The following is a 24,753-nucleotide window of genomic DNA, read 5'->3' as shown; positions in this document are numbered from 1 at the left end:
CAGTGCAGGCACCCGTGGGTTGATCATTGTGCGCCAATAGGTGCCCGCATGGTGCGGACGCGGACTGCAGCGCGCTGATCGCGTTGATCGCGTCGATCACGCAACGCTCGCATTCATCGTGGTCGCGTATCCGATAGACGCCGAAGCCAAGGATAGGCATGTCAACGCCATTGCTCAGAGTCACTTGCTGCATATCGGGTCCTCGTCACCTGTTCGATTGATTTGCGTTAGCGATCAATACGTTGCTGCATATGCGCCGGATAGCGCTCTCCGGCAATTTGAACATGCTGTAACGCTGATTCGATCGCCGCGAGATTGCCCGCCGACAACTCCACAGCTGCGGCCCCCACGTTCTCTTTCAACCGATGCAGCTTCGTGGTGCCCGGAATCGGCACGATCCCTGGCTTTTGTGCAAGCAGCCAGGCAAGTGCAATTTGCGCGCGCGTCACGCCGTTTCCGGCCGCTATCTCACCGAGCAAGTCGACGAGCGCCGCATTCGCCTTGCGATTCGCTTCGGAAAACCGCGGCACGACGTTACGAAAATCGTTCGAGGCGAACTCGGTACCCGGGTTGATCGCGCCGGTCAGGAACCCCTTGCCGAGCGGGCTAAAAGGAACGAAGCCGATACCGAGCTCATCGAGCGTTGGGAGCACGGACTGCTCCGGCTCGCGCCACCACAACGAGTACTCGCTTTGCAGCGCGGCGACCGGTTGCACGGCATGAGCACGGCGGATCGTCTGAGCGCCCGCCTCCGACAAACCAAAGTGCTTGACCTTGCCTTCCCGAATGAGGTCCTTCACGGTTCCCGCGACATCTTCGATCGGAACGTTTGGATCGACGCGATGCTGGTAGAAGAGATCGATACGATCGGTCTTGAGCCGCTTCAACGACGCCTCCGCGACCGCGCGGATGCGTTCGGGACGGCAGTCGGACGGATTCTTCGAATCGCCGTCCTGGAACCCGAACTTCGTCGCGATCACGATCTGGTCACGAAACGGCGCAACCGCTTCGCCCACCAGTTCCTCATTGACGAACGGGCCGTAGCACTCTGCCGTATCGAAAAAGGTCACGCCCGCCTCAAACGCCGAACGGATGAGCGCGATGCCGTCGGCTCTCCCGACGGCCGGCCCGTAACCAAAGCTGAGACCCATGCAACCTAGACCGAGCGCCGACACCTCGAGTCCACCGTTACCAAGCTTGCGCTTCTGCATTGCTCTATCTCCTTCGGATCGCCAAATGGAATGTGAAAGATGAAGCTTAGTCTGCTGTGATGGACTCAACAATCGGCCTACAATTGCATGGGCTTATGAACATCTCTCAACTATGCAGAAAGCTGGTCTTTCGGATCTGACGATCTTCGTGGAGATCGCGCATCAGCGCAGCTTCAGTGCGGCCGCGCGTAACCTGGGCGTGTCGCCGTCGGCGCTCAGCCATGCCATGCGTGCGTTCGAAGCGCGTCTGGGCGTGCGAATGTTCAACCGGACGACGCGTTCGGTCGCGCTCACCGAGGCAGGAGAGCGGTTGCTGCGGCGCGTAGGTCCCGCCCTCGCCGATCTGCAAAGCGCTGTGAGCGAAGCGGCTTCCACGCGCGACCGTCCGTCGGGCGTGATCCGCATCAGCGCGTCTGAATCCGCGGCAAAACCGCTCGTGCGCGGCGTCTTGCCAGGCTTCCTGACGCGATATCCGGACATACATATCGAAATCGTCGTTGATACGCGGTTGGTCGATATCGTTGCCGATGGATTCGACGCGGGCATTCGCGTGCTGCAAGACGTTCCACGCGACATGATCGCCGTGCGCTTCGGAGACGATATGCGGTTCGCGGCCGTGGCATCGCCGGACTATTTACGGCAACATCCCGCGCCTCAGGCGCCCCATGATCTTGCGCAACATCGATGCATCCGCTTTCGTTTCGAGAGCGGCGCCCTGTATCGATGGGATCTCGAACGTCGCGGAAAGAGCGCGAGCATCGATGTCGATGGTCCGATGACGCTCGGCAACCTCAACCTCATGATCGAGGCAGCGCTCAACGGGATAGGTATTGCGTGGATTCCGGATTACATTGCAGCCGAGCACGTACAGTCGGGGCGCCTCGTCCAGTTGCTCACTGAGTGGAGCCCATCATTTCCTGGGCTCTGCCTTTACTACCCGGCGAATCGCCACCCACCAACAGCACTTCGATTATTTGCGAATGCAGTTCGGGAGTGGGCCGAAGGCGATATGAAAGACACACCGTCCGCGCTTTGACCGCAAAGACTGTTGACGGACGCCACCTCACGGTCATCGCGGCACTGGCAGGCCAAGCCTCCATATCAGATTGCTCCGCGCGCTCGTTTCGCAGCGGGCATGAAAAAAATCGGTGTAGTAAATGCGCGGACGTGCCAGCAGCTTGCCCAGAATCGTCCGTTCGTGCATGTCGTAGGCGCGCTCGTCGAGGTCGGGACGTTCCGCTCTCAGGCGCACCCCGTCCTCGCGAAAACGATTGCGTCGAGCACCCAGCACCGCGAGGTCGATATCGCAGGCAAAGCGGTCGTCCAATCCGGCCGGCACACGCGTATGCTTCGTCGCCAGGATCATTTCGCAGATACGCCCGCCCGCAGCGATACGGTCATCTGCCCATTGCCGGAACCAGTCCGCGCTGCGTTGCTCGTTGTCCCGCGCGCCGGGAACGTAGATCACGTCGTGACACCACAGCGCAAGCTCCACAACATCGGGATGAGGAATCGCGCTACGCGCCAGGTCGAGATCGCGCAAGCACCGGCGGATATGACGCAGCGTGTGGTAATAGCGCGCCGGTTCGGCATATAGCTGCGCCAGCTCAGCATAGGCGGCCTCGCCGCGCAAGCCGCCGCTGCGTGACCACAATGCGATGAAGCGCGCCTGCGTCTGACTCATTCCCGCCCCTTTGCACCATGCGCCGACGCGTGAGCGTCCGGTGCCGTGCCTATCGCGACCTCGTTGCTGTGCGGCGATCGACTCGCAATGCTCAAAGAAACTCCTCGCGAATGTCGATACTCGAGCGTTGCCCAACGTTCCGGTAGTGATGCGTGAGCCACGCATCGGCCTCGCGCCGCCCGTTATCGCGCAGTCCACAAAGGAAATCCCAATCGGCGTTGTACTTGCTGGACACGCTGAGCGCACACATTGCCTCGTCGGATCGAATGGAATGGATCAGCATCTCCTTCATCTCGTTACCATCCACTTTGCCATGCTGAATCAGATCTGTGACGAAGGCGATCGCGCGCATCTCACGCATCAGCGACGAATTGAAGCTGATTTCGCTGATGCGGTTGAGAATGTCGGCAGCCGTAATCGGCACGCCCCGGCGAACGAGCGGGTTGATGTGGACGATCACGACATCGCGCGTATTGCAGTGGTAAATCAACGGGTAGATGGCTGGATTTCCCATGTAGCCGCCGTCCCAGTAGTGTTCACCATCGATGGCGATCGCCTGGAACAGCGTCGGCACGCACGCGGATGCAAGCACGGCGTCCGCGCAGATATCCTCGCCCGTGAAGAGGCGTATTTTCCCAGTCTCGACGTTGGTCGCGCACAGATACAGGTGGATGGGACATTGTTTTCGCAACGCGGTGAAGTCGACCTGACTGTCGAGCACCTCGCGCAGCGGATTGAGATTGTTCGGATTGAACTGGTAGGGCGAGAAAATCCGCAGCGCCATATCGGCGAACGCATATAACGGCGAATGATCGAACCCGAAGCTGTGCGTCCCTTTCAGCCACGGCATCCAGCGCAACGGGTTGTAACGCTCGGCCGATTGCGCCACGGCGTACCAGAAATCGTGGAGCGCCTGCCGTGCGCCGTCCCCGCCCCCTTTCAGCAGCCCGTACGCGAGCACCGCGGCATTCATCGAGCCGGCGCTGGTCGCACTCACCCCTTCAATCGCGAGCCTGCCGTCCTCGAGCAGCCGGTCGAGCACGCCCCACGTGAACGCACCGTGCATCCCGCCACCTTGCAAAGCCAGCGCGACCGGCTTGTGCTCGTCATCGCCGCGACGTCTTGTATTCTTCGTCGTCATTTCCCGTCTCCTGGGTCACTGCGGATTCGGTAGCACTCGCCCGGCGCGGTGCGCCGGTCAATCACACGCCAGTCGGCGCCACGTATCATCGATCGTTCACCCCTCGCACAACGCCAACGCATCGAGCAAGGCTTTCGCCTCTCGCATGTCGGCGGTGTCAAAGCCTTCTGCCAGGTTGCCGTACACCTCGGACAACGCCTGGCGCGCGTCCGCCGTTTTGCCCTGGCATTGCCACAAACGGGCGAGGCTCGATGCGGCCCGCAATTCGAACGACCTGGCGCCCTGACGGCGGGCCACTGCGATCGCCTGATGAAAGCAGTCCTCGGCGTCTTCCGCGCGGGTGGCATCGCCGATGCGAGCGCCCGACGCACCGAGCAGCAGATGCCCCTTGATCCGATGCAACTCCGCCTCGTAGCAGTGCTCGCCTGAACGGCTCACCATCGCCATCGCTTCGGCGATCGCCCCGAGGCCCGCATCCGGCTCGCCCGCTTGCCGGTAGCTGTCGGCGAGCAGCGCCAAAAAGTACGAGTACCCCATTTCGGCCCCGGTCGCCCGGTAGCCGGCCATTCCCTCGCGCATCTGCGCAATTCCCTCCTGGAGGCTTCCCTGCTGGCACAGCACCCTGCCGCGCAGAATCGTTCCCCACGCGAGCCAGAACGACATCCCCTGCTCGGCCGCGAGCGACACGACGGCCTCCGCGTACTTGCGGGTCAGCGTCGCATCACCGCGAAACTGATGCAGTTGCGCCGTGTAGGCCAATGTCAGCGCGAGGCTCGAGCCGCCGCTATATTTCCGGGCCAGTGCAAGCCCCTCCTGACTCCGTTTGCTCGACTGATCGGGGTATCCCTGATGCCACAGGGTCCAGGCCATAAAGTTCAGGGCGCGCACGCCCGGATCGATCACGTGGTCGTAGACCTGCTCTTCGTGCCTTTCCTGGAAATAGAAAACCAGCGCTTGTTCCTGGTGGACGCGGGCAGCTTCGAGATCGCCCTGGAAAAACAGGCTTGACCCGAGCGCCAGATGCGCCTCCACCAGCAAGGCCGGTTTCCCGATCTGCCGTCCCATGCGCAGCAGCCGCTCTCCCAGTTCGTTCGCGGTACGGTACTCCGCGCGCAGCTGGTAATAAGTCCTCAGTCCCAGTTGCACCGGGAAGATCTTCGATGTCTCGCCGATCCGTTCGCACAACGTCAGCGCGCGCGTGTACGCCGCCACGACCTCCGGCGCGCCATAGCCGCGGACGGCCACCAAGGCGGGCCCCAGCGAGAGCAGCAGCGTCAGTTCCTGCTGAGCGCGCTCGGCCGTGTCAGGCAAATGCTCGAGTAACTCCCGCGCCGCGCCGAGATGACGCATCGCGTCCAGATGGGCGGAATGCTCGAGTGCCTGTTGCCCGGTGCGGTGCAGGTATTCCACGGCCTTCGGGACATTGCCGCTCAGCCTGTAGTGATGCGCCAATTCGCTCCAGTAGTCCGCGATACGGGTGGAGAACAGCGCCTCGATGGCCTGCGCCGCACGCTCATGCAGGGCGCTACGGCGCTCAGTCAGCAGCGAGCGGCCGGCGACTTCCTGGGTCAGCGCGTGCTTGAACGAATACTCGACCTCCGGAAACGCGGGACGCTCGTAAATGAATTCCGCGGCCTCCAGCCGAGCCAGCAGCTCCCGCAACGCGTCATCGGTCGGGGCGCCCGGCCCCTCGCAGATGCGCTGGACCAGACTGAATGAAAACTCCTTGCCGACGACGGCAAGCGCCTGCAGCAAGTCCTTCTCCGCGACAGGGAGCCGGTCGATGCGAGCGGCCAGCACACCTTGCACGGTGGTCGGAATATGCAGCGCAGCCGGGGTGTGCTCGATCCGGAAACGGCCGGGCTCGCCCAGCAGCGCTTTCTCTTCGACCAGCGTCTGGACGACTTCCTCCATGAAGAAGGGATTGCCCTCCGTCTTCTCCAGGATCAGCTGTTTGAGCGCTACGAGGGTGGGATCGTCTCCAAGCAGCGCGGAGAGCAATCCCTGGGCCTCCGCCGGACCAAGCGGTTCGAGTCGCAACTGGCTGCAATGGCCCACGCGCTCCCAGACAGGCTGATACTCTGGCCGGTAGTTCACCAGCAGCAGGATCCGTGAATTCGCCACGCGGTCGATGAGGCTCAAGAGAAATGCTTCGGTCTCGCGGTCCAGCCATTGCAGATCCTCGAACAACAACTCGATCGGCTGGTCGCGGCTCTCCCGCGTGAGAAGCTCGATGATCGCGTCAATGGTCCGGTCACGCCGGATCTGCGGATCCATTTCCGCGAGCGCCGATCCTCGCTCGCCGATGCCTAGCAGGTAGAGAAGGTAGGGCACGAGATCCTCGAAGCTTCGCTCGAGGGTCAGCGCCTTGCCCATGATCTTTTCCCGACACTGCCGCTCGTCGTCGCGGGCGGTGATCTGGAAATAGTTCTTCAATAGCTCGATGAGCGGCAAATAGGCGAAGGCCTTGCCGTGCGAAACCGAAAACGTCTCCAGCAACACACGGTTGCCCTGAGAGCGCTCCTTGAACTCATGGAACAGGCGCGACTTGCCGACCCCGGCCTCGCCTGCCACTGCGACGACCCGTCCGCGCCCCCCTTTTACCTCCTCCAGCGCCGCATGCAAGTGGTCCAGTTCGAGTTGCCGGCCCACGAATCGGGCAAGGCCGCGATATGCCGACAGTTGCAGGCGCGTGCGCAACGCGCCGGGACCCAATACCTCATACACGACGAGCGGCTCGGGGACGCCTTTGACCTGGGTGGCCCCCAGCGCCTTGAATTCAAAATAGCCCGTGGCGAGTTTGTATGTGCTCTCGCTCACCAGAATCGACGAGGGGGCGGCGATCCCTTCCATCCGGGACGCGATGTGAATCGTGTGGCCGACCGGATCGTAATCGGTGTGCAGGTCGTCCGTGCGGATCGAACGCACGACGACCTCACCGGTGTGGATGCCGACGCGAATTTGCAGCGGGATACCTTTTTCCAGACGAATCCGGTCCCCGTGGCGGCGCATCGCATGCTGCATCCGCAGCGCCGCATACAGCGCGCGCTGCGGATGGTCCTCGTGGGCGATGGGCGCGCCGAACAACGCCAGGATGCCGTCGCCCAGCGATTTGGCGACATAGCCCTCGTAGTAGTGAACAGCGTCCATCATCAGCGCGACGACGGGCTCGATCAGGCGCTGGGCTTCTTCCGGGTCCAGGTCGTGAACCAGCGCCGTGGACCCCGCCATGTCGGCAAATAGCGCCGTGACGGTCTTGCGCTCGCCAGCGATTTCGCCCCGGGCTTCCATGGCCGCCTGCTCGGCGCGGATGCGCTCGGCAAGGTGGTGTGGCGTGTAATGGACAGGCGCCGGGGACGGCTCTGAAACGGACCGGGACTGCGCGGACGCCCCCGCGGGCCCATCAGTCAGCGGCGCGCCGCACTCGCTGCAGAACTTCGCGGAAGACCCCGCCTCTTGTCCACAGCGCGGACACGTGCGTGCCAGCATGGCACGGCATGCTTCACAGAAGCTGGCCCCAGCGGGATTCTCGAATCCGCAGTTTGTGCAGCGCATACGATCCCTTCCCTTGTCCCGTGCCTGCTTCTAAACATTAGGCGCAGGACCCGGTTGCGACAAGAGCGCCCTCCAAGGCCGTATCGTTAATTAGCCGAATAAGGGACTTCGTCCCGGAAGGCGCCATCGAGGCTGGCAATATTCTCGTTAGCCATTTGCAACAGGTCCAGGGCTAGCCTATCTTGAATCACTGAACGCGATTGCTGCGTGGATTAAGTCAGAGGCCAATAGAAGCATCAGCCGGTCAATTCGAGCACGAAGAGTCAGCCTTCGAGTGCCAAAGCGAAGCGTTGAGAACAGCAGGGAGACGCGGCTATGACGACACCGCTGCATGGACAGATGATGGATGTGCCGCTGACGGTTTCTTCGTTGCTGGCGCATGCGTCACGCTACTTCGGCACAACGGAGATCGTGTCGAAGCGCGTCGAGGGCGACGTGCATCGCTATACATATCGCGATTGCGAGCGGCGCGCAAAGCAACTCGCGCAGGCGCTCATCGCGCTTGGCGTCGAAGCAGGTGACCGAATCGGCACGCTCGCATGGAACGGCTACCGGCATCTGGAAACGTACTACGGCACGACAGGCTTCGGCGCCGTCTGCCACACGATCAATCCGCGGCTTTTTCCCGAGCAGATCGCCTATATCGTCAATCACGCCGACGACAGCTATGTGCTATTCGACCTCACGTTCGCGCCGCTCGTCGATATGCTTGCGCCGCAATGTCCGAACGTGCGCGGCTGGATTGCGATGACGGACGAGGCGCATAGGCCGCGCATGTCGACGGACGCATCGTGCTACGAAGCGTTGCTCACCGAGATGGACGGTCAATTCGACTGGCCGCTCGTCGACGAGCGAAGCGCCTCGAATCTTTGCTACACGTCGGGCACGACAGGCAATCCGAAGGGCGCGCTGTATTCGCATCGTTCCACGGTGCTGCATGCGCTAGGCGCGTCGCTTCCCGACGCGATGGGCTTGTCCGCGCGCGATTCCGTGCTGCCTGTCGTACCGATGTTCCATGTGAACGCGTGGGGCATTCCGCACGGCGCGCCGTTGACCGGCGCGAAGCTCGTGTTCCCCGGCAAGGACCTCGACGGCAAGTCGCTCTACGAGCTGATGGAAGCCGAGCGCGTCACGTGTTCGGCGGGCGTGCCGACCGTGTGGCTCGGGCTGCTCAACTACGTGCGCGAAGCGGGCGTGCGCTTCTCGTCGCTGGAGCGCACGATAATCGGCGGCTCGGCGTGCCCGCCCGCGATGCTCAGGATGTTCAGGGACGACTATGGCGTCGAGGCCATCCATGGCTGGGGCATGACGGAGATGTCGCCGCTCGGCACGCTCGCAAGACTCAACTGGGAGCAGATGCAGCGCTCGCCCGACGAGCAGCGCAGGCTGCTCGAGAAGCAAGGGCATGTGATCTATGGCGTCGACATGAAGATCGTCGGTGACGGCGGGCGCGAATTGCCGTGGGACGGCGTCGCGTTCGGCGATCTGCATGTGCGCGGACCGTGGGTGATCGACCGTTATTTCCGCCACGATACGTCGCCGCTCGTCGATGGCTGGTTTGCGACGGGTGACGTCGCGACGATCGATCGCGACGGCTTCATGCGCATCACCGATCGCAGCAAAGACCTGATCAAGTCCGGCTGCGAGTGGATCAGTTTCGATCGACATCGAGAACGTGGCAGTCGCGCATCCCGCGGTGGCGGAAGCGGCGTGTATTGCCTGCACGCATCCCAAATGGACAGAGCGGCCGCTGCTGGTGGTCGTCAAGCGTCCCAATAGCGATGTGACCCAGGACGAGCTGCGTGGATTCTACGAAGGCAAGGTCGCCAAGTGGTGGATTCCCGACGATGTCGTCTTCGTCGACGAGCTGCCCCACACCGCAACCGGGAAGTTGCACAAGCTGAAGCTGCGTGAGCAGTTCCGCCATTACATATTGCCGTCGGCACGCAAAGTTCAGAACTGTCCCTTGACCGATGAGGTTACGGCGGGCTCTAGGTCAACGCATGTACCCGAATGATTGAAAGAGGCTGTCAAAGGACCGCGCCAGACATGAATGCCGGCTGGTAACGAGAAAACAGCGGGCTGGCGAGACCTCATCGGCGAACTGTGCTTCCGCTGAAGGGCGGTTAGTACTAGCCTAGAAGATGGGCTAAAGCGGTGGACTGGCTGGCGCAAATCTCTGAAGTCACAATTGCCGGTCGTCTGCGCGTCTTTACCAGTGTGCTGTCGCAACGGAGCGAGGTCCGATATGCAATTGTCCGCCGTCACAATCGTCAAGCCCGAAACGACTAACTTCATCCTCGGGCAAACCCATTTCATCAAATCCGTCGAGGATATTCACGAGGCAATGGTTGGCACCGTGCCCGGCATCAAGTTTGGCCTGGCGTTCTGCGAGGCATCAGGCAAGCGCCTCGTGCGCCGCTCCGGCACCGAGGAAAGCCTGGTCGAGATGGCTTGCAAAAACGCGATGAGCGTCGCCGCGGGCCACAGCTTCTTTGTTTTTCTCGGAGACGGTTTTTTTCCGGTCAACGTGCTGAACGCGATCAAGGCGGTGCCCGAGGTATGCCGGATCTTCTGTGCGACAGCGAATCCCGTCGAGGTGTTGATCGCGGAAACGGACCAGGGCCGTGGCATCGTCGGCGTGATTGATGGATTCTCGCCGCTCGGCGTCGAAAGCGAGGAAGACGTGCAATGGCGCAAGGATCTGTTGCGCACGATCGGTTACAAGCTTTAGCGGCAATCGATGAGCGTGCCCAATGACGAACGTGTCTTCCCAACGAGCCATGGAAAATCGACGCCTTCAACCGGGAACCCTGTGGCCCTGCCATGCTGCGCCAGACCGCGCACGCGCTGCGCTGCGGCGCGCTGCAACAGATCGAAACCTTCCAGGCGGTGATTGAAAGCGGCGGCATCCGTTTTATCGTGCGGCAGGTCTCGAGCCTGAACCGCAAGGAGCAGCAGCGCCGCGAAACGCAAAAGCTTCATGGCGGAGAACGTCCATCCAGGAATCCATTCCTTCCCTACGAGCCGGATCTCTTTGTCGCAGATATCTCCGACACGCATCTGGCTTTGCTCAACAAGTTTCAATGTCATCGACAATCATCTGCTGATCGTTACCCGTGATTTCGAACCGCAGGACGCGCTCCTCAACCTGGCCGACTTCGAGTCGCTGATTGCCTGCATGGCGGAGTTCGACGGCATCGGTTTCTACAATGCAGGCGCTGCCGCGGGCGCGAGTCAGGCGCACAAGCATCTGCAAATCATGCCGCTGCCGCTCGGCGACTCTGAACCGCCGGTCCCCATCGAGCCCGTTCTCGCAACCACGCTTGCCGATGGTCTGCCGCAATGCGTACCAGGGCTGCCATTCCGGCATGCGTTCGCGCACCTCGAACCCGGCGCCGCGATCTCCGTGGCTGCGGCGCAGTCGGTCCTCTCCTGCTACCGTGCACTGCTCGAAGCCGCCGGCGTCCGACCGGTCGAATCCGACGGTGAACTTCGTCAGTCGGCGCCGTACAACCTGCTCGTTACACGCCGATGGATGTTGCTCGTACCGAGGTCGGAAGAGCGTGTCGAGGGCGTATCAATCAACGCATTGGGATTCGCCGGATCGCTCTTCGTGCGCGACGCGGCGCAGATGCAAGTGATCGAGCGGCTCGGCCCGATGGCCGCGCTGAAGCGGGTTGCGCTTCCCGCGACCGGTCTGCGATAGTGGGTCGATGTGGCATCTCATCTGATCGGGGGTACGTCGAAAAGTAGGGCCTTGTCGGGCGTCCACACCTATCACCCCCATCGCCAGTAGTGCCTTCGTGCATATCGTCGAAATCCGATATATGATTCGTCCTGTAGCGATGCAGTCGTGGGGGCGCCAACCGGCGCCCCCAACTGGCTGTTGTTGATGACCCTGAAACCCACCCAATGACGCTCGACATCGACGCGATTCACAAAGCGCTTGCCAATCCTGTTCGCCGGGAGATTCTTGGCTGGCTGCGCGAGCCATACGCGCATTTCGGCGACCAGGAACTGCCGCTCGATTACGGCGTGTGCGCGGGCAAGATCAACGAACACTGCGGCTTGTCGCAGTCCACCGTGTCGGCCCACCTCGCGGCTTTGCAGTGCGCGGGCCTCGTCACGTCGAAGCGGGTGGGTCAATGGGTGTTTTTCAAACGCAACGAGGCCGTCATCCAGGCGTTCCTCGAGCACATGAACACGCAGTTCTAGGCGCTGTTATTCGCAGTGCCGCGCTTCTTTCATCAAGCAGTTTTTTTTCGGCTCGGGCCGCGCGCCCTCGGCCAAAGGTGAACTCATATGCCGACTCTTTTCGATCCGCTGCAAATTGGTGACATCACGCTGCCGAACCGCATCATCATGGCGCCGCTCACGCGCCAACGCGCCGAAGAAATCCGCGTGCCGAATGCGCTGATGGCAAAGTACTACGCTGAACGCGCGAGCGCCGGCCTGATCATCAGCGAAGCGACGTCTGTCACGCCGCAGGGCGTGGGTTATGCCGAGACGCCGGGCATCTGGTCGCAGGAGCAGGTCGAAGGATGGAAACTCGTCACGAGCGCCGTGCACGCCGCCGGCGGCAAGATTTTTCTGCAACTGTGGCACGTCGGCCGTATTTCAGACCCGCTGTTCCTGAACGGCGAACTGCCGGTCGCGCCGAGCGCGATCGCGGCACAAGGCCACGTGAGCCTGGTGCGTCCGGAGCGTCCCTACGTGACGCCGCGCGCCCTGGAACTCGATGAAATCGCCGGCGTGGTGGAAGCCTTCCGCAAAGGCGCGGCAAACGCGAAGGCAGCCGGTTTCGACGGCGTTGAAGTGCACGGCGCGAACGGCTATCTGCTCGACCAGTTTCTGCAGGACAGCACCAACAAGCGTACCGACGCCTACGGCGGCCCGATCGAAAACCGCGCGCGTCTGCTGCTCGAAGTCACCGACGCCTGTATCGGCGTGTGGGGCGCGAACCGTGTCGGCGTGCACCTCGCGCCGCGTCGCGATGCGCACGCCATGGGCGATTCCGATCCGGCGGGCACCTTCGGCTATGTGGCCCGCGAGCTCGGCAAGCGCAAGATCGCGTTCATCGCCGCACGTGAAGCGCTCGGCGACGACCGTCTCGGCCCGCAATTGAAGAAAGCCTTCGGCGGCCCGTACATCGCGAACGAAAAGTTCACCAAGGAAACCGCGCAACAGGTGCTCGACGCGGGTGAAGCGGACGCGGTGGCGTGGGGTCAACTGTTCATCGCGAATCCGGATCTGGTGCGCCGCTTCGCCACCAATGCGCCGTTGAACAAGCCGAACCCGGCAACGTACTATGCACGCGGCGAAACTGGCTACATCGATTATCCGACGCTGGAAACCGTGGAATAAGCCTTGCAGCAAGCTGTAAAAAAGCGAAGCTATGCGTGGGGTCGACGGAGGTTAAGCCGCTGAGTCAAAGCGGCACATGCACGGCAGTACGCTAAAAACCGCGCGGCGGGTGTGACATGAACGATATGTCCCGGTCACACCCGCCGCGTTTTTTATGGCTGAAAAAAACACGCATATCACGCAAGATCACGCCGCATGAACACCCTCTTCGATTCGTCGAGTCCTCGCGCGATATGCGCGTCGCGCCGCGCGATCAATGCCGCGTCGAGTTCGGCTTCTTCGATATCGCGAAACCCGAGCCGCCGATAATACGGCGCATTCCACGGCACCTCGCGAAACGTCGACAGAATCAGTTGCGTGAGTCGTTGCGCGCGCGCAATTTGCGCGACCTGCTCGATCAGCGCCGCGCCGATGCGCTGCCCCGTGTGCGAGGTGAGCACATCGAGTTCCTGCACGTAGATGCGCGTGGGCTGCGGCTCGAACATCACGAAACCGGCACACGTCGCATCGGCAGCCACGGCAACGATGATCTCCCGCGCCGCGATCTTGCGCTCGACGAGCTCCAGGTCCATCGGCGGCGCATCCGCGATGCCCGCCATATCGACGCTGAGGAAGCGCTGCCCCGCTTCGAATTCGATCGTGCGGATGGCGTTCGCATCGTGCGGCCCGGCAAAGCGGAAGGTGACAGCGGTGGCGTGTTGCATGGGCGTTTTCGCAGGTGTGTAGTGGTGGTTATTCTCGACGACACGCACCGATATTGACATCACCTCCGAGAAATAGACAAGTCAGCGCGCCGCTGCGGGACTAAACTCCTGAAGATCTGAATTTCCCTTCGACCCAAGATGGATCTGATGCATGTGCTGCAGGTCGCCCTGCACTTCGACCAGCACCTGAGCGGCCTGATCGTGCAATACGGCACCGCCGTCTACGCGATGCTGTTTCTCGTCGTGTTCGTCGAAATTGGCTTCCTGCCGCTATTCTTCCTGCCCGGCGATCCGCTGATCTTCATTTGCGGCGGTCTCGCGGCCACCGGCGCGCTGAACGTCTGGCTCGTGGTTCCGGTGCTGTTCGCCGCGACGGTGGCGGGCAGCATCGTCGACTATGCGATCGGGCGCGCGATCGGCGAGAAAGTCTATACCGCCGACTATCGCTGGCTCGACAAGAACGCGCTGCGCAAGGCGCATGCGTTTTACGAAGCACGCGGCGGACTGACCTTCCTGCTGTCACCGTTCATTGCGGTGGTGCGTACCTTCGCGCCGTTCGTCGCGGGCGTTTCTCGCATGACGTTCGCGCGTTTCGTGTCGTTCGTCACGGCGGGCGCGGCGCTGTGGATCGTATCGCTGGTGGCGGCCGGCTATCTGTTCGGCAATGTGCCGCTGGTACGCGATCATATGAGTTCGATCGTGCTGCTGGGCGTCGCGCTCGGCGTCGGCTCGCTGCTCGTGAGCGGAGTGTGGCGCTTCGTCAACCGGCGCTTGCGCGCGCACTGAAATTCGTGGAGATCGTCATGACGCTAACCGCCTTGCTCGTTTTCGCCCTCGCGCTGATCGTCGCGGCCGGCACGCCGGGACCGAGTATCGCCGCGTTGGTCGCGCGCGTGCTGACCAACGGCTTTCGCGACGTGCTGCCCTTTCTCGCCGCCATGTGGATCGGCGAGGCGCTCTGGCTCACCTGCGCGGTGGCCGGACTTGCAGTGATTGCGCGCAGCTTCGGCATGGTGTTCGTGGTGCTCAAATTCATCGGCGTGGCGTATCTGCTGTTTCTCGCCTGGAAGATGTGGCGCGCGCCGGCCGATGTGCAAGGCAGCGAATTGCCGAGCGCCCGCTCGCCGTGGCGCATGTTCGTGGCGGGTCTGCTCGTCACGCTCGGCAATCCGAAGATCATGATGTTCTACCTCGCGCTGTTGCCGACCATCATCGACGTGTCGCGCATCGGCACCGTCGCGTGGTTCGAACTCACGCTCACCATGCTGATCGTGCTGATGGCCGTCGACTTCGGCTGGGCGCTGCTCGCCACGCGAGCGCGCAAGCTGCTCACCACGCGGCGCGCCGTGAAGATCGCCAACCGCGCCAGCGCGACGGTGATGGCGGGCGTCGCGGCCGCGATCGCCACGCGCTGAGGCTTTGCGTCGCTGGAACGCCCGAGCGCTCAGCCAGTCGGTCCGGACGCCTGTACAGCCGTTCGCAGTGAAGCCAGTAACGCTTGCCACCATTCGCCGTGCCGCAGCAGAAACACGCGATCGGGAAAGTGATGGCGCGCCACATGCTCTTGCGGCACGGTATCCCAGCCGCGATGTTCAACGGTCACTCGTGTTTCGGCGCCCACCGCTTCGAAACGAACCTCGACGTGCGTGTGCTGCGCGTCGCTGAAACTGGCCTGACGCCAGCCGAACGCGAGGCGCTCGCCCGGCTCCCAGACCGTGATGCGGCCAATCTCGAAGACGCTGCCGTCCGCCTGCGTCTCGATCAGGCGCCCCTGACCGCCCGCTTGCTCAGCAGGTTCGAACGACAACACGCCGGCGCTCTGCGGCGTGAACTGAAAGAGCTGATTGGGCCGCCACCATGCGCCGATCTCGCGCGTGAAAACGTCGAACGCGCGTTGCGGCGAGGCGGCCACGCGCAACGACACCTGCACGCGCGAACTCATCCCTGTGCCTCCAGATGCGCTTTGAACGACAGCAATTGCCCGGCCCACATGGCCTCGGTCTGTTCGAGCCACGCCTTTAACTCGGCCATCGGCGTCGAGCGCAGCACGTAAAGGCGCACGCGCGCATCGACACCGTCATGCGACTCTTCGATCAACTGGCTCGAGCGCAGCACACGCAAGTGCCGGCTCATCGCTTGAGGCGACAGGCCGGTGGCTTGCGCGAGTTCGCCGGCGCGCATCGGCTGACGGCTGAGCAGATCGACCACCTGCCGCCGGTTCGGATCGGCTAGCGCGGCCAGCGTGCGGTCGAGCGAGGCGCTCGCAGGCAGGGCCATGCGTTACACCCATCCTTCGATCTTCAGACCGCTGACGCGCTCGGCTTCCTCGCGCGACACGGTGCGAACCGTCTGGCCGAAGCTCCACACGTGCCCTTCCGGATCGCGGGCGGCGTAGACACGGTCGCCGTAAAACTGATCCTCCGGTTCGCGCGTAATCACGGCGCCCGCGGCACGCGCGCGGGCGCAATGCTCGTCGATGCCGTCACGCAATTGCACGTGCACCGACTGCGTGTTCTTGCCGCCGATCGACGCCGGACTGGCCGCGTTTTCCGACCATTCGCGGCAGACCATCAGGTAGCTGTCGCCGAAACGCATTTCCGAGTGGCCTAACTGGCCGTCGTTGTCCGTGATGACCATCTGGCGCTCGAAACCGAACGCCCGCTCGAGCCAGTCGAGCGCTGCAAACGGGTCTTTGTAGTACACCGCGGATCCCAGCGAAGGACGATGCAGCGGCTCGCTCATGATTGTCTCCTTTTGTAAACCTGGCGGTTGATATTTAACACTATAGTTAAACAAATCGAGAAAGCAAGGACGAGATACATAACACTGCCCCTTCGCACATGACTCGGTCGATGCGGACGCCAGATACGAACGTGTCTTCGCAAAGAGCACAACTGACTTTGCAGCCTGATACCGCCTCCGACGGCGCACGCCTCGCCCTCCTTTCATTCTCCCCACGCCCCCCTCACCTTGACTTCAACCAGATACGAAGGTAACCTTCGCAGGTAACCTTCACATCTGTCATGGCATGAGCAAGAGCGATTTACCGGCCGATACCGAAACCCTGCACGCCATCGCGGAAGACCTGCGCGTGCTGGTCGGCAAACTGCGCCGCCGCTTGCGCGAAGAGTCGCATCTGGGCGATTTCACTCCTTCACAGGTGCAGGTCCTCGGCTTGCTGGAGCGCGAAGGTCCGGCAACGGTCACCGCGCTCGCGCGTGCTCACGGCATGCGTCCGCAATCCATGGGCGAAACGCTTTCGGTTCTGAAAGCCGCCGGCCTCGTCAGCGGCGCGCCCGATCCGAACGACGGGCGGCAAACGGTCCTCTCCCTCACACCCGCCTTTCGCAAGAAGATCAAGGCAAGCCGCGCGGCGCGCGAAGACTGGCTGTTTCGCACCATCCAGACGCGCTTCTCGGCGGCCGAGCAACGACAACTCGCTACCGGCGTCGACTTACTCAAACGCCTCATCGACTCGTAACTCTCAGGAGCAATTCATGGCATTCACTACGCTCGACGCAAAGACCGCACTCATCGTCGTCGATTTGCAACAAGGCATTGTCGCGCTGCCCACCGCGCATCCCACTGGCGACGTCGTCAAGCGCTCGGCCGCCATCGCCGACGCGTTTCGCCGCCACGGCCTGCCCGTGGTGCTCGTCAACGTGACCGGCGGCGCGCCGGGCCGCGCGGAACAGGCGCGCCATGCCGGCGACTTTCCGGCCGGTTTCGCGGACCTCGTGCCTGAACTCAACGCGCAGCCGTCGGATCATCGGGTCACCAAGCGCACCTGGGGCGCGTTCACGAACACCGATCTCGAAGCCTATCTGCGCGAGCAAGACGTTACGCAAGTGGTGCTCGTAGGCGTGGCCACCAGCATCGGTGTCGAATCCACCGCGCGCTACGCCAACGAACTCGGCTTTAACGTCACGCTCGTCGTCGACGCCATGACCGATCTCAATGCGGACGCTCACACCAACAGCATCACGCGCATCTTTCCGCGTCTCGGCGAAACCGGCACGACCCAGGAAGTCCTCGAGTTGCTCGAGCGCTCGCGCGCATGATGCCGGGTTCGATCACAGCTGGAAGTCTGCGCGCCGGCCTAACCCCGCACATGGAAACAGCCCGGTGAAAGGCACGTTCCGTTCGCTGCGCAATTTCAATTACCGGGTCTGGGCGAGCGGCGCGATCGTCTCCAACATCGGTACGTGGATGCAGCGCACGGCGCAGGACTGGCTCGTTCTCACGGAACTCACGCGTCACAATGCGACCTCCGTGGGGATCGTCATGTCGCTCCAGTTCGGCCCGCAAATGCTGCTGTTGCCGCTCACCGGTTATGCGGCCGATCACTTCGACCGTCGCAAACTGCTGTTCGCCACGCAGGCAGCCATGGGTACTTGCGCACTGGGCCTCGGCATTCTCACCGTCACCGGGCTCGTGCAGTTGTGGCACGTCTATGTGTTCGCGGGACTGCTCGGCTGCGTCACCGCGTTCGACTCGCCGGCACGCCAGACCTTCGTATCGGATCTGGTCGGCGAGGACGATCTGTCGAACGCGGTCGGCCTGAATTCCACCTCGTTCAACGCCGCGCGCATGATCGGGCCGGCGGTCGCGGGACTGCTGATCGCGTCGGTGGGCACCGGCTGGGTGTTTCTCATCAACGGGCTGTCTTTTGTCGCCGTGCTTGGTTCGCTGCGCATGCTGCGGTTGAATGAACTGCATCTGAAGCCCCGCGCGGTGCGCTCACGCGGCAGTTTCATGGAAGGCTTCAAGTATGTGTGGACGCGGCCCGACCTGAAGGCCGCGCTGTTGATGCTGTTCCTGATCGGCACATTCGGCCTGAACTTCCCGATCTTCATCTCGACGATGTCGGTCACCGCATTCCATGCGGGTGCGAGCGAATACGGCGTGTTGAGCTCGACCATGGCGATCGGCTCCGTGACCGGCGCGCTGCTCGCCGCGCGTCGGGCCAAACCGCGCATGGCGCTGTTGCTCGGCGCGGCGAGCGTGTTCGGCGTGGGCTGCACCGTGGCTTCGTTAATGCCGACTTCCGTGCTGTTCGGCATTGCACTCATGGTAATCGGCGTGTCGACGCAAACCTTCACGACGTCCACCAACAGTCTCGTTCAACTCACCACCGACCCCGTCATGCGCGGCCGGGTGATCGCGATTCTGCTGGCGATTGCGTTGGGCGGCACGCCGCTCGGCGCGCCGGTCGTCGGTTGGGTCGCGGACCGTTTCGGCCCGCGCTGGGCGCTCGGCGTAGGCGCGGCTTCGGGATTCGCGGCGGCGGTCGTCGGCTTGCTCTACCTGGTGAAATACCGCCAGTTCCGCGTGTATATGGACGGCAGACGTCTGCGCTATAGCGTCGACGATCCGCGTCAGGGGCCCGCATACGTCAGCGCCGCTATTGCCTTGCAAAACGCTGTCTTGAGCGAAGCGGAGGAAGATTCGTCTTCGGGCGTTTAAGGGGCGTTGCCGCTCCCTCACGCAAAAAAGCCGCGCCTGAATCAGGCGCGGCTTTCTGAATGACAACCAACCCGCCGATAACTTACTTCGCCACCGGCATCGTGAATTCAGCCCCCTTGCCGATGCTGTCCGGCCAGCGCTGCATGATGCTCTTGTAGCGCGTGTAGAAGCGCACACCCTCTTCGCCGTAAGCGTGATGGTCGCCGAACAGCGAGCGCTTCCAGCCGCCGAACGAATGCCATGCCATCGGCACCGGAATCGGCACGTTGATGCCAACCATGCCCACCTGAATCTGCCGGCCGAACGCGCGCGCCACACCGCCGTCCGACGTGAAGAGCGACACGCCGTTACCGAACTCGTGCGCGTTGATCAGCGCCACGGCGCTCGCGAAATCGGGCACCCGCACTACCGCCAGCACCGGGCCGAAGATCTCTTCCTTGTAGATCTTCATGTCCGTGCCGACATTGTCGAACAGCGTGCCACCGATAAAGAAGCCGTCTTCGCCCGCCACCGGATGCGCGCGGCCGTCGACGACCAACTTCGCGCCCTCGGCCTCGCCCGACGCGATATAACCGGCCACCTTGGCCTTATGTTCGGCGGTAACCAACGGACCCATTTCCGCGTCGAGATGTTCACCGTTCTTGATCACGAGCGATTTGACGCGCGGCACCAGCTTCTCGATCAGCTTGTCGGCCACGTTGCCGACCGCCACCGCGACCGAGATCGCCATGCAGCGCTCGCCCGCCGAACCGTAGGCCGCGCCGATCAGTGCGTCGACCGCCTGATCCAGATCGGCGTCCGGCATCACCACCAGATGATTCTTCGCGCCGCCGAGCGCCTGCACGCGCTTGCCGCGCTTCGACGCTTCCGTATGAATGTATTCGGCGATCGGCGTCGAGCCCACGAACGACAGCGCCGCGACATCCGGGTGATCGATCAGCGCATCCACGGCCACCTTGTCGCCGTTGACGACGTTGAACACGCCGTCCGGCAGTCCGGCTTCCTTCAGCAATTCGGCAATCCGCAGCGACGCCGACGGGTCACGCTCCGACGGCTTCAGCACGAACGTGTTGCCGCAGGCGAGCGCGACCGGGAACATCCACATCGGCACCATGACCGGGAAGTTGAACGGCGTGATGCCCGCAACCACGCCCAGCGCCTGCCGCAGATTCCAGTTGTCGATGCCGCCGCCGATCTGGTCGGTGAAATCGGTCTTCAGCAGGTTCGGAATGCCGCACGCGAACTCAACCACTTCGATGCCGCGCACCACTTCGCCTTGCGCGTCCGTGAACACCTTGCCGTGTTCGCGCGTGATCAGCATCGCAAGTTCGTCGTGATGCTTGTTCAGTAGCTCCTTGAACTTGAACAGAATGCGCGCGCGCTTGATCGGCGCGGTTTCGCTCCAGGCGGGAAAGGCGGCCTTGGCGGCCTGCACCGCCGCGTCCACTTCCTCGACCGACGCCAGCGCCACCGAGCCGGTCACCTTGCCGGTGGCGGGATTGAACACGTCCTTGAAGCGGCCGCTGGTCGGCGCGGCCGGCGCGCCGCCAATGTAGTGGCCCAACTGCTGCACCGACAGCTTCGCTTGTTCGTTCACTGCATTCATGTCCTTACCTCGCGTTCGGGATAAACCGCGGCGCGTCACCACCGGGCCATAGGCAAAAAATCGGGCTACGTCGCACAGCGCCAGAGCGGCGATCCGCTCGTCGGCAGGCTCCATCGAGACTTGCCAACTGTATCGACGGCGCCGGCCATATTCCCGATACAGCGAAATAAAACCGCGCCTCACTGTATTGTTTTTTGCGTGACAACTGTATTGGACCGCGAACCCCGCTCAGGCGTCGGCGCGCGTCGCGGCGTGGCTCGGTCAAAACCCGCCCACGCCGCGTGTCACGAGCGCGTACGGCCCGCTCGTCAACTGTTCCCGGAGAAATTCGATGCACACCTGGATCTTCGCCGACGACGACAAACGCTCCGCCGTCACGGCCCACACGTCGGCGGACTGCATGTAGTCAGGCAGCACGCGCACCAGTTCGCCGGCGCGCAGGCTCTCGGCCACGTCCCAGATCGACACCATCACCACGCCGTAGCCGTCCTTGGCCCACTGCACGACGATATCGCTGAGATTGGACGCAACGGTGCCCGTCACCTTCACGCTCTTTTCGCCGTTCGGACCGCTCAGGCGCCAGACGCCGAAGCGGTCGTCGCGTCCGCGAAACAGCAGGCAATCGTGCTGGGTCAGTTCGGCCAGTTCGAGCGGCGTGCCCCGCCGTTCCAGATAGTCCGGCGACGCGCAGAGTATTCGCGTGCTCTCCACTATCTTGTGCGCGATCAGGTGCGGCTCATGCACTTCGCCCACGCGAATGTCGATATCGAAGTTCTCGCCGACGAGATCGGCGCGCCGGTCCAGCAATTCCAGCCAGATCTCGAGATTCGGATGACGCTGGCGCAGCAAGGCCAGAATCGGCGATACATGCTTGCGGCCGAGCCGCAGGCTCGTGCTGATGCGCAGCAAGCCGCGCAACTCGGTGCGGCGATCGGCGAACGCATCGGCCATGCCCTGCACGTCGTCGAGTATTTTCTGCGCCCACTGCAAAGCGGCTTCGCCGTCGCTCGTCACACTGACCCGGCGCGTGGTGCGCTGAAAGAGCTTCACGCCGAGACTGGCTTCCAGCATGGCAACCCGCTTGCTGACATGCGAGGGTGACAAGCCCATTTCCGTCGATGCAGCCACGAAGCTACCCCGGCGCGCGATGTTGCAGAACAGCTGCAGATCGCGCAGGAAAGACTCATTGCTGGCTGTGAGCGCATTCTGATTTTCCATTTGGCCGCATTGTGTCCGTGCAGAACCACATTACCCTAGCCTTAACGAGCCGATCGGGCAAGCCATGCCGGTCGGATGAAATACTCGGGACACCCCAGGCACTGGTTAACCCTGTACCGCCGTTCGATTGGTGCGCTGCACAGCAGCGATCGAGCATCCCGAAACAGGCCGCGTCCCGGTAAGTCCTGGCTTGCATAGTTTTGCTTTCAGGACGCCAATGAATCAGCCGTAGAAGCTGATCCAAACATTTCTGTTCAGGAGACAACATGGAAACGAATACATCGGCAGGCGGCCACGAACGCCGCTCGCAGGCTCGCAAGGCAACCGCCAGCGGCTGGATCGGCTCGGCACTCGAGTACTACGACTTCTTTATCTACGCTCAGGCAGCGGCCCTTATCTTTCCACAGTTGTTCTTTCCCTCGGGCAATCCGAAGATCGCCATCGTGGCTTCGCTCGCCACCTACGGCGTGGGTTACGTCGCGCGGCCTATCGGCGCGGTGGTGCTCGGGCATTGGGGCGACACCCACGGCCGCAAGAACGTTCTACTCGTCTGCATGTTCCTGATGGGCTTCTCGACGATGGCAGTCGCCTTTCTGCCTACCTATCACAGCGCCGGGCTGCTCGCGCCCGCCCTGCTGGTGGTGCTGCGCCTGATTCAGGGTTTCGCCGTGGCCGGTGAAATCTCGGGCGCGAGTTCGATGATTCTCGAACACGCGCCATTCGGGCGGCGCGGCTATTACGCCAGTTTCACGCTGCAAGGGGTGCAGGCGGGCCAGATTCTCGCCGCCGCCGTGTTCCTGCCACTCGCCTACTTCATGGAAGAGAGCTCATTCAATTCGTGGGGCTGGCGCATCCCGTTCCTGTTGAGTGCCGTGGTGCTGATCGCCGGCTACTACATTCGCCGCGAAGTCCACGAAACACCGGCGTTCGCCAAGGAAGACGCGAGCGGCAACGTGCCCAAGTCGCCGATTGTCGAAGCCTTCCGCTACAACTGGCCCGATATGGTGCGCGTGATTCTCTGCTCGTTGATGAACGTGATCCCGGTCGTCGCCACCATCTTCGGCGCGGCCTATGCGGTGCAGGCGTCATACGGCATCGGCTTTTCCAAGAGCGTCTATCTGTGGATTCCGGTAATCGGCAATATCGTCGCCGTGCTGGTGATTCCCTATGTGGGCAATCTTTCCGACCGGATCGGCCGGCGCCTGCCCATCGTCGTCGGCGCGCTTGGCGCGGGTCTGCTTTCGTTCGGCTACCTGTACGCGATCAGCATCCGCAACGTCCCGCTCGCCATGGTGATGTCGATCCTCATGTGGGGCGTCGTCTACCAAGGGTATAACGCGATTTTCCCGAGCTTCTATCCGGAACTGTTCCCGACCCGTTCACGGGTCTCCGCGATGGCCATCGGCCAGAACATCGGCACGACGATCACCGCTTTGCTGCCTGCGCTGTTCGCCTATGTCGCGCCGCCCGGATCGACCAATGTGCCACTCATCATCGGCACGATCACGTTCGCCATCACCATCGTTGCCGCGGTGACCGCATGGAGCGCACGCGAGAACTACCGCATCAGGCTGAGCGATCTGGGTGAACCCAATGCCGTGCCGATCGACAAGGTCAGCTACGAGCGCATGCGGGCCGAGAGCATGGCTGAAACGAAGAAAGCTCTCGCGTAATCCATTTCGCTCGAACTTCGAAGGAATCGATCCATGAACAGGACCCGGATCGCCGTGGCCGGCGCGGGCTACATCGGCCGCGCTCACATGGCTGTCGCGCGGCAGAGCGGCACGTGCTCGTTGTCGGCGATCGTCGACCCGTCGCCGGCGGCACAGGCGATCGCTACCCAGACCAGCGTGCCGCTTTACCGGACGCTCGACGAACTGCTCGAACGGGACCGCCCGGACGGGGTGATTCTGGCGACGCCGAACCAGTTGCATGTGGAGCACGCGCTGACCTGTCTCGCGGCCGGCGTGCCGACGCTGCTCGAAAAGCCGATCGCATCCACGGTCGATGAAGCGGAATCACTGGTCGCCGAAGCCGAGCGCTGCGGCGTGCCGTTGCTGATCGGGCATCACCGCGCGCACAGTCCGATCATGGCCCGCGCGAAGCAGCTGATCGACGAAGGCCGGCTCGGCAAACTGGTCGCGGTGATGGGCAGCGCGGTCTTTTTCAAACCGGATGAGTACTACGCCGACGCCCCCTGGCGGCGCGAGCCGGGCGGCGGGCCGATCCTGCTGAACATGATTCACGAGGTGCACAACCTGCGCATGCTGTGCGGCGATATCGTGGCCGTGCAGGCGTTTTCGTCGCACGCCACACGCGGTTTTCCGGTCGAAGACACGGTGGCGATCAACCTGCGCTTCGCGAGCGGCGCGCTCGGCAGCTTCATGCTGTCGGACACGGCTGCGAGTGCTCGTAGCTGGGAGCAGACGTCGCAGGAAAACAAGGCTTATCCGTCGTATCCGGACGAAGACTGCTATGTCATCGCGGGCACCTTCGGTTCGCTCGCCGTGCCCACCATGCGCCTGAAAACCTATGGCAAGGCCGAGGACCGTTCGTGGTGGAAGCCGTTCGCGGTCGGCGTTGCCGAGATGACTCGCGACGATCCGCTCAAGCTTCAGCTCGAACATTTCGTGCGCGTCATTCGACAAGAGGTGAAACCGCTCGTGAGCGCCCGCGACGGCCTGCAGAATCTGCGCATCACCGAGGCAATCGTGGAAGCGGCCAATGCCGGTTCCGTGGTCAGCACGACGCCCGCGGTCGCAGCAGCGCATTGATATCGCATCGCCTTTACTGAATCCATT

The 24,753-nt window shown here is 62.7% G+C and carries 21 protein-coding genes and 2 pseudogenes; 13 read left to right on the top strand and 10 right to left on the bottom strand.

What is annotated here, in order from left to right; translation table 11 throughout:
- Positions 1-227: 227 nt before the first annotated feature.
- The gene (locus B0G74_RS39805; protein ID WP_132382571.1) at positions 228-1,211 is read right to left on the bottom strand and encodes an aldo/keto reductase; all 984 of its coding nucleotides are present in this window, start codon (positions 1,209-1,211) and stop codon (positions 228-230) included.
- 112 nt (positions 1,212-1,323) lie between these two features.
- On the opposite strand from B0G74_RS39805, the gene B0G74_RS39800 reads away from it, so the two are divergent.
- Complete coding sequence (locus B0G74_RS39800; protein ID WP_132382569.1) at positions 1,324-2,247, top strand: LysR family transcriptional regulator; 924 nt, start codon at positions 1,324-1,326, stop codon at positions 2,245-2,247.
- A 33-nt stretch (positions 2,248-2,280) separates the two neighbouring features.
- On the opposite strand, the gene B0G74_RS39795 is transcribed toward B0G74_RS39800, so the two are convergent.
- The 3 genes from B0G74_RS39795 to B0G74_RS39785 all read right to left on the bottom strand — a co-directional run bounded on the left by B0G74_RS39795 (position 2,281) and on the right by B0G74_RS39785 (position 7,591).
- Complete coding sequence (locus B0G74_RS39795; protein ID WP_132382567.1) at positions 2,281-2,895, bottom strand: hypothetical protein; 615 nt, start codon at positions 2,893-2,895, stop codon at positions 2,281-2,283.
- Positions 2,896-2,986: 91 nt separating this feature from the next.
- Positions 2,987-4,036: a patatin-like phospholipase family protein gene (locus B0G74_RS39790; RefSeq protein ID WP_132382565.1), complete on the bottom strand. Its 1,050-nt coding sequence runs from the start codon at positions 4,034-4,036 to the stop codon at positions 2,987-2,989.
- A gap of 96 nt (positions 4,037-4,132) precedes the next feature.
- On the bottom strand, positions 4,133-7,591 hold the full coding sequence (locus tag B0G74_RS39785) for an adenylate/guanylate cyclase domain-containing protein (protein WP_132382563.1): 3,459 nt from the start codon (positions 7,589-7,591) through the stop codon (positions 4,133-4,135).
- A 315-nt stretch (positions 7,592-7,906) separates the two neighbouring features.
- Here B0G74_RS39785 and B0G74_RS39780 point away from each other — a divergent pair.
- The 5 genes and pseudogenes from B0G74_RS39780 (at position 7,907) to B0G74_RS39760 (ending at position 12,958) form a co-directional block, all read left to right on the top strand.
- Positions 7,907-9,608, top strand: a pseudogene (locus B0G74_RS39780) (3-(methylthio)propionyl-CoA ligase).
- Between the two features lie 231 nt (positions 9,609-9,839).
- On the top strand, positions 9,840-10,325 hold the full coding sequence (locus B0G74_RS39775) for an adenosine-specific kinase (RefSeq protein WP_132382561.1): 486 nt from the start codon (positions 9,840-9,842) through the stop codon (positions 10,323-10,325).
- 49 nt (positions 10,326-10,374) lie between these two features.
- Positions 10,375-11,300 (top strand): annotated as a pseudogene (locus B0G74_RS39770) (phosphorylase).
- 206 nt (positions 11,301-11,506) lie between these two features.
- Complete coding sequence (locus B0G74_RS39765; RefSeq protein WP_132382559.1) at positions 11,507-11,809, top strand: helix-turn-helix transcriptional regulator; 303 nt, start codon at positions 11,507-11,509, stop codon at positions 11,807-11,809.
- Positions 11,810-11,896: 87 nt separating this feature from the next.
- Complete coding sequence (locus B0G74_RS39760) at positions 11,897-12,958, top strand: alkene reductase (RefSeq protein ID WP_132382557.1); 1,062 nt, start codon at positions 11,897-11,899, stop codon at positions 12,956-12,958.
- Between the two features lie 176 nt (positions 12,959-13,134).
- Here the strand turns inward: B0G74_RS39760 and B0G74_RS39755 are convergent, their stop codons facing one another.
- Positions 13,135-13,662, bottom strand: a complete 528-nt coding sequence (locus tag B0G74_RS39755; RefSeq protein WP_132382555.1) for a GNAT family N-acetyltransferase — start codon at positions 13,660-13,662, stop codon at positions 13,135-13,137.
- Positions 13,663-13,800: 138 nt separating this feature from the next.
- Here B0G74_RS39755 and B0G74_RS39750 point away from each other — a divergent pair, with 138 nt between their 5' ends.
- Positions 13,801-14,448 (top strand): VTT domain-containing protein, encoded by a 648-nt coding sequence (locus B0G74_RS39750; protein WP_132382553.1) that lies wholly within the window; start codon positions 13,801-13,803, stop codon positions 14,446-14,448.
- A 17-nt stretch (positions 14,449-14,465) separates the two neighbouring features.
- Complete coding sequence (locus B0G74_RS39745) at positions 14,466-15,077, top strand: LysE family translocator (RefSeq protein WP_132382551.1); 612 nt, start codon at positions 14,466-14,468, stop codon at positions 15,075-15,077.
- 29 nt (positions 15,078-15,106) lie between these two features.
- Here the strand turns inward: B0G74_RS39745 and B0G74_RS39740 are convergent, their stop codons facing one another.
- The 3 genes from B0G74_RS39740 to B0G74_RS39730 are packed head-to-tail and all read right to left on the bottom strand — an operon-like array spanning position 15,107 to position 16,404.
- The gene (locus B0G74_RS39740) at positions 15,107-15,604 is read right to left on the bottom strand and encodes an SRPBCC family protein (protein ID WP_132382549.1); all 498 of its coding nucleotides are present in this window, start codon (positions 15,602-15,604) and stop codon (positions 15,107-15,109) included.
- Entirely contained in the window at positions 15,601-15,939 is a 339-nt protein-coding gene (locus B0G74_RS39735) for a metalloregulator ArsR/SmtB family transcription factor (protein WP_132382547.1), read from the bottom strand. Before B0G74_RS39735 ends, B0G74_RS39740 begins: the two co-directional genes overlap by 4 nt.
- 3 nt (positions 15,940-15,942) lie before the next feature.
- Complete coding sequence (locus B0G74_RS39730; RefSeq protein ID WP_132382545.1) at positions 15,943-16,404, bottom strand: VOC family protein; 462 nt, start codon at positions 16,402-16,404, stop codon at positions 15,943-15,945.
- A 286-nt stretch (positions 16,405-16,690) separates the two neighbouring features.
- On the opposite strand from B0G74_RS39730, the gene B0G74_RS39725 reads away from it, so the two are divergent.
- The 3 genes from B0G74_RS39725 (at position 16,691) to B0G74_RS39715 (ending at position 19,128) form a co-directional block, all read left to right on the top strand.
- Positions 16,691-17,143, top strand: a complete 453-nt coding sequence (locus tag B0G74_RS39725) for a MarR family transcriptional regulator (RefSeq protein ID WP_132382543.1) — start codon at positions 16,691-16,693, stop codon at positions 17,141-17,143.
- 16 nt (positions 17,144-17,159) lie between these two features.
- The gene (locus tag B0G74_RS39720; protein ID WP_132382541.1) at positions 17,160-17,723 is read left to right on the top strand and encodes an isochorismatase family protein; all 564 of its coding nucleotides are present in this window, start codon (positions 17,160-17,162) and stop codon (positions 17,721-17,723) included.
- Between the two features lie 64 nt (positions 17,724-17,787).
- A complete protein-coding gene (locus tag B0G74_RS39715) occupies positions 17,788-19,128 on the top strand; it encodes an MFS transporter (protein WP_132382539.1) in 1,341 nt (446 codons plus the stop codon).
- Positions 19,129-19,210: 82 nt separating this feature from the next.
- Here the strand turns inward: B0G74_RS39715 and B0G74_RS39710 are convergent, their stop codons facing one another.
- Together B0G74_RS39710 and B0G74_RS39705 are read right to left on the bottom strand one after the other, a co-directional pair.
- Positions 19,211-20,734, bottom strand: coding sequence for a CoA-acylating methylmalonate-semialdehyde dehydrogenase (locus B0G74_RS39710; protein WP_132382537.1), 1,524 nt, complete (start codon positions 20,732-20,734; stop codon positions 19,211-19,213).
- Positions 20,735-20,995: 261 nt separating this feature from the next.
- Complete coding sequence (locus tag B0G74_RS39705) at positions 20,996-21,952, bottom strand: LysR family transcriptional regulator (protein ID WP_132382535.1); 957 nt, start codon at positions 21,950-21,952, stop codon at positions 20,996-20,998.
- Between the two features lie 266 nt (positions 21,953-22,218).
- On the opposite strand from B0G74_RS39705, the gene B0G74_RS39700 reads away from it, so the two are divergent.
- Both B0G74_RS39700 and B0G74_RS39695 read left to right on the top strand, forming a co-directional pair.
- Positions 22,219-23,625 carry an MFS transporter gene (locus B0G74_RS39700; protein ID WP_132382533.1) on the top strand — a complete coding sequence of 469 codons (1,407 nt, stop codon included), beginning with the start codon at positions 22,219-22,221 and terminating at the stop codon, positions 23,623-23,625.
- A 33-nt stretch (positions 23,626-23,658) separates the two neighbouring features.
- Positions 23,659-24,726 (top strand): Gfo/Idh/MocA family oxidoreductase, encoded by a 1,068-nt coding sequence (locus tag B0G74_RS39695; protein WP_132382531.1) that lies wholly within the window; start codon positions 23,659-23,661, stop codon positions 24,724-24,726.
- The last annotated feature ends 27 nt before the right edge of the window (positions 24,727-24,753 follow it).

Origin of the sequence: Paraburkholderia sp. BL9I2N2, assembly GCF_004339745.1 — a bacterium.
Taxonomy (GTDB): domain Bacteria; phylum Pseudomonadota; class Gammaproteobacteria; order Burkholderiales; family Burkholderiaceae; genus Paraburkholderia.
This window is presented reverse-complemented; position numbering and strand designations above follow the sequence as displayed.

What these genes read in the sequence shown, in the direction of transcription:
- B0G74_RS39765 (WP_132382559.1), top strand. Translation starts at nt 11,507, where the DNA reads ATGACGCTCGACATCGACGCGATTCACAAAGCGCTTGCCAATCCTGTT.
- B0G74_RS39695 (WP_132382531.1), top strand. Translation starts at nt 23,659, where the DNA reads ATGAACAGGACCCGGATCGCCGTGGCCGGCGCGGGCTACATCGGCCGC.
- B0G74_RS39725 (WP_132382543.1), top strand. Translation starts at nt 16,691, where the DNA reads ATGAGCAAGAGCGATTTACCGGCCGATACCGAAACCCTGCACGCCATC.
- B0G74_RS39740 (WP_132382549.1), bottom strand. Translation starts at nt 15,604, where the DNA reads ATGAGTTCGCGCGTGCAGGTGTCGTTGCGCGTGGCCGCCTCGCCGCAA.
- B0G74_RS39785 (WP_132382563.1), bottom strand. Translation starts at nt 7,591, where the DNA reads ATGCGCTGCACAAACTGCGGATTCGAGAATCCCGCTGGGGCCAGCTTC.
- B0G74_RS39755 (WP_132382555.1), bottom strand. Translation starts at nt 13,662, where the DNA reads ATGCAACACGCCACCGCTGTCACCTTCCGCTTTGCCGGGCCGCACGAT.
- B0G74_RS39805 (WP_132382571.1), bottom strand. Translation starts at nt 1,211, where the DNA reads ATGCAGAAGCGCAAGCTTGGTAACGGTGGACTCGAGGTGTCGGCGCTC.
- B0G74_RS39790 (WP_132382565.1), bottom strand. Translation starts at nt 4,036, where the DNA reads ATGACGACGAAGAATACAAGACGTCGCGGCGATGACGAGCACAAGCCG.
- B0G74_RS39800 (WP_132382569.1), top strand. Translation starts at nt 1,324, where the DNA reads ATGCAGAAAGCTGGTCTTTCGGATCTGACGATCTTCGTGGAGATCGCG.
- B0G74_RS39750 (WP_132382553.1), top strand. Translation starts at nt 13,801, where the DNA reads ATGGATCTGATGCATGTGCTGCAGGTCGCCCTGCACTTCGACCAGCAC.
- B0G74_RS39760 (WP_132382557.1), top strand. Translation starts at nt 11,897, where the DNA reads ATGCCGACTCTTTTCGATCCGCTGCAAATTGGTGACATCACGCTGCCG.
- B0G74_RS39710 (WP_132382537.1), bottom strand. Translation starts at nt 20,734, where the DNA reads ATGAATGCAGTGAACGAACAAGCGAAGCTGTCGGTGCAGCAGTTGGGC.
- B0G74_RS39735 (WP_132382547.1), bottom strand. Translation starts at nt 15,939, where the DNA reads ATGGCCCTGCCTGCGAGCGCCTCGCTCGACCGCACGCTGGCCGCGCTA.
- B0G74_RS39775 (WP_132382561.1), top strand. Translation starts at nt 9,840, where the DNA reads ATGCAATTGTCCGCCGTCACAATCGTCAAGCCCGAAACGACTAACTTC.
- B0G74_RS39795 (WP_132382567.1), bottom strand. Translation starts at nt 2,895, where the DNA reads ATGAGTCAGACGCAGGCGCGCTTCATCGCATTGTGGTCACGCAGCGGC.
- B0G74_RS39705 (WP_132382535.1), bottom strand. Translation starts at nt 21,952, where the DNA reads ATGGAAAATCAGAATGCGCTCACAGCCAGCAATGAGTCTTTCCTGCGC.
- B0G74_RS39700 (WP_132382533.1), top strand. Translation starts at nt 22,219, where the DNA reads ATGGAAACGAATACATCGGCAGGCGGCCACGAACGCCGCTCGCAGGCT.
- B0G74_RS39720 (WP_132382541.1), top strand. Translation starts at nt 17,160, where the DNA reads ATGGCATTCACTACGCTCGACGCAAAGACCGCACTCATCGTCGTCGAT.
- B0G74_RS39730 (WP_132382545.1), bottom strand. Translation starts at nt 16,404, where the DNA reads ATGAGCGAGCCGCTGCATCGTCCTTCGCTGGGATCCGCGGTGTACTAC.
- B0G74_RS39745 (WP_132382551.1), top strand. Translation starts at nt 14,466, where the DNA reads ATGACGCTAACCGCCTTGCTCGTTTTCGCCCTCGCGCTGATCGTCGCG.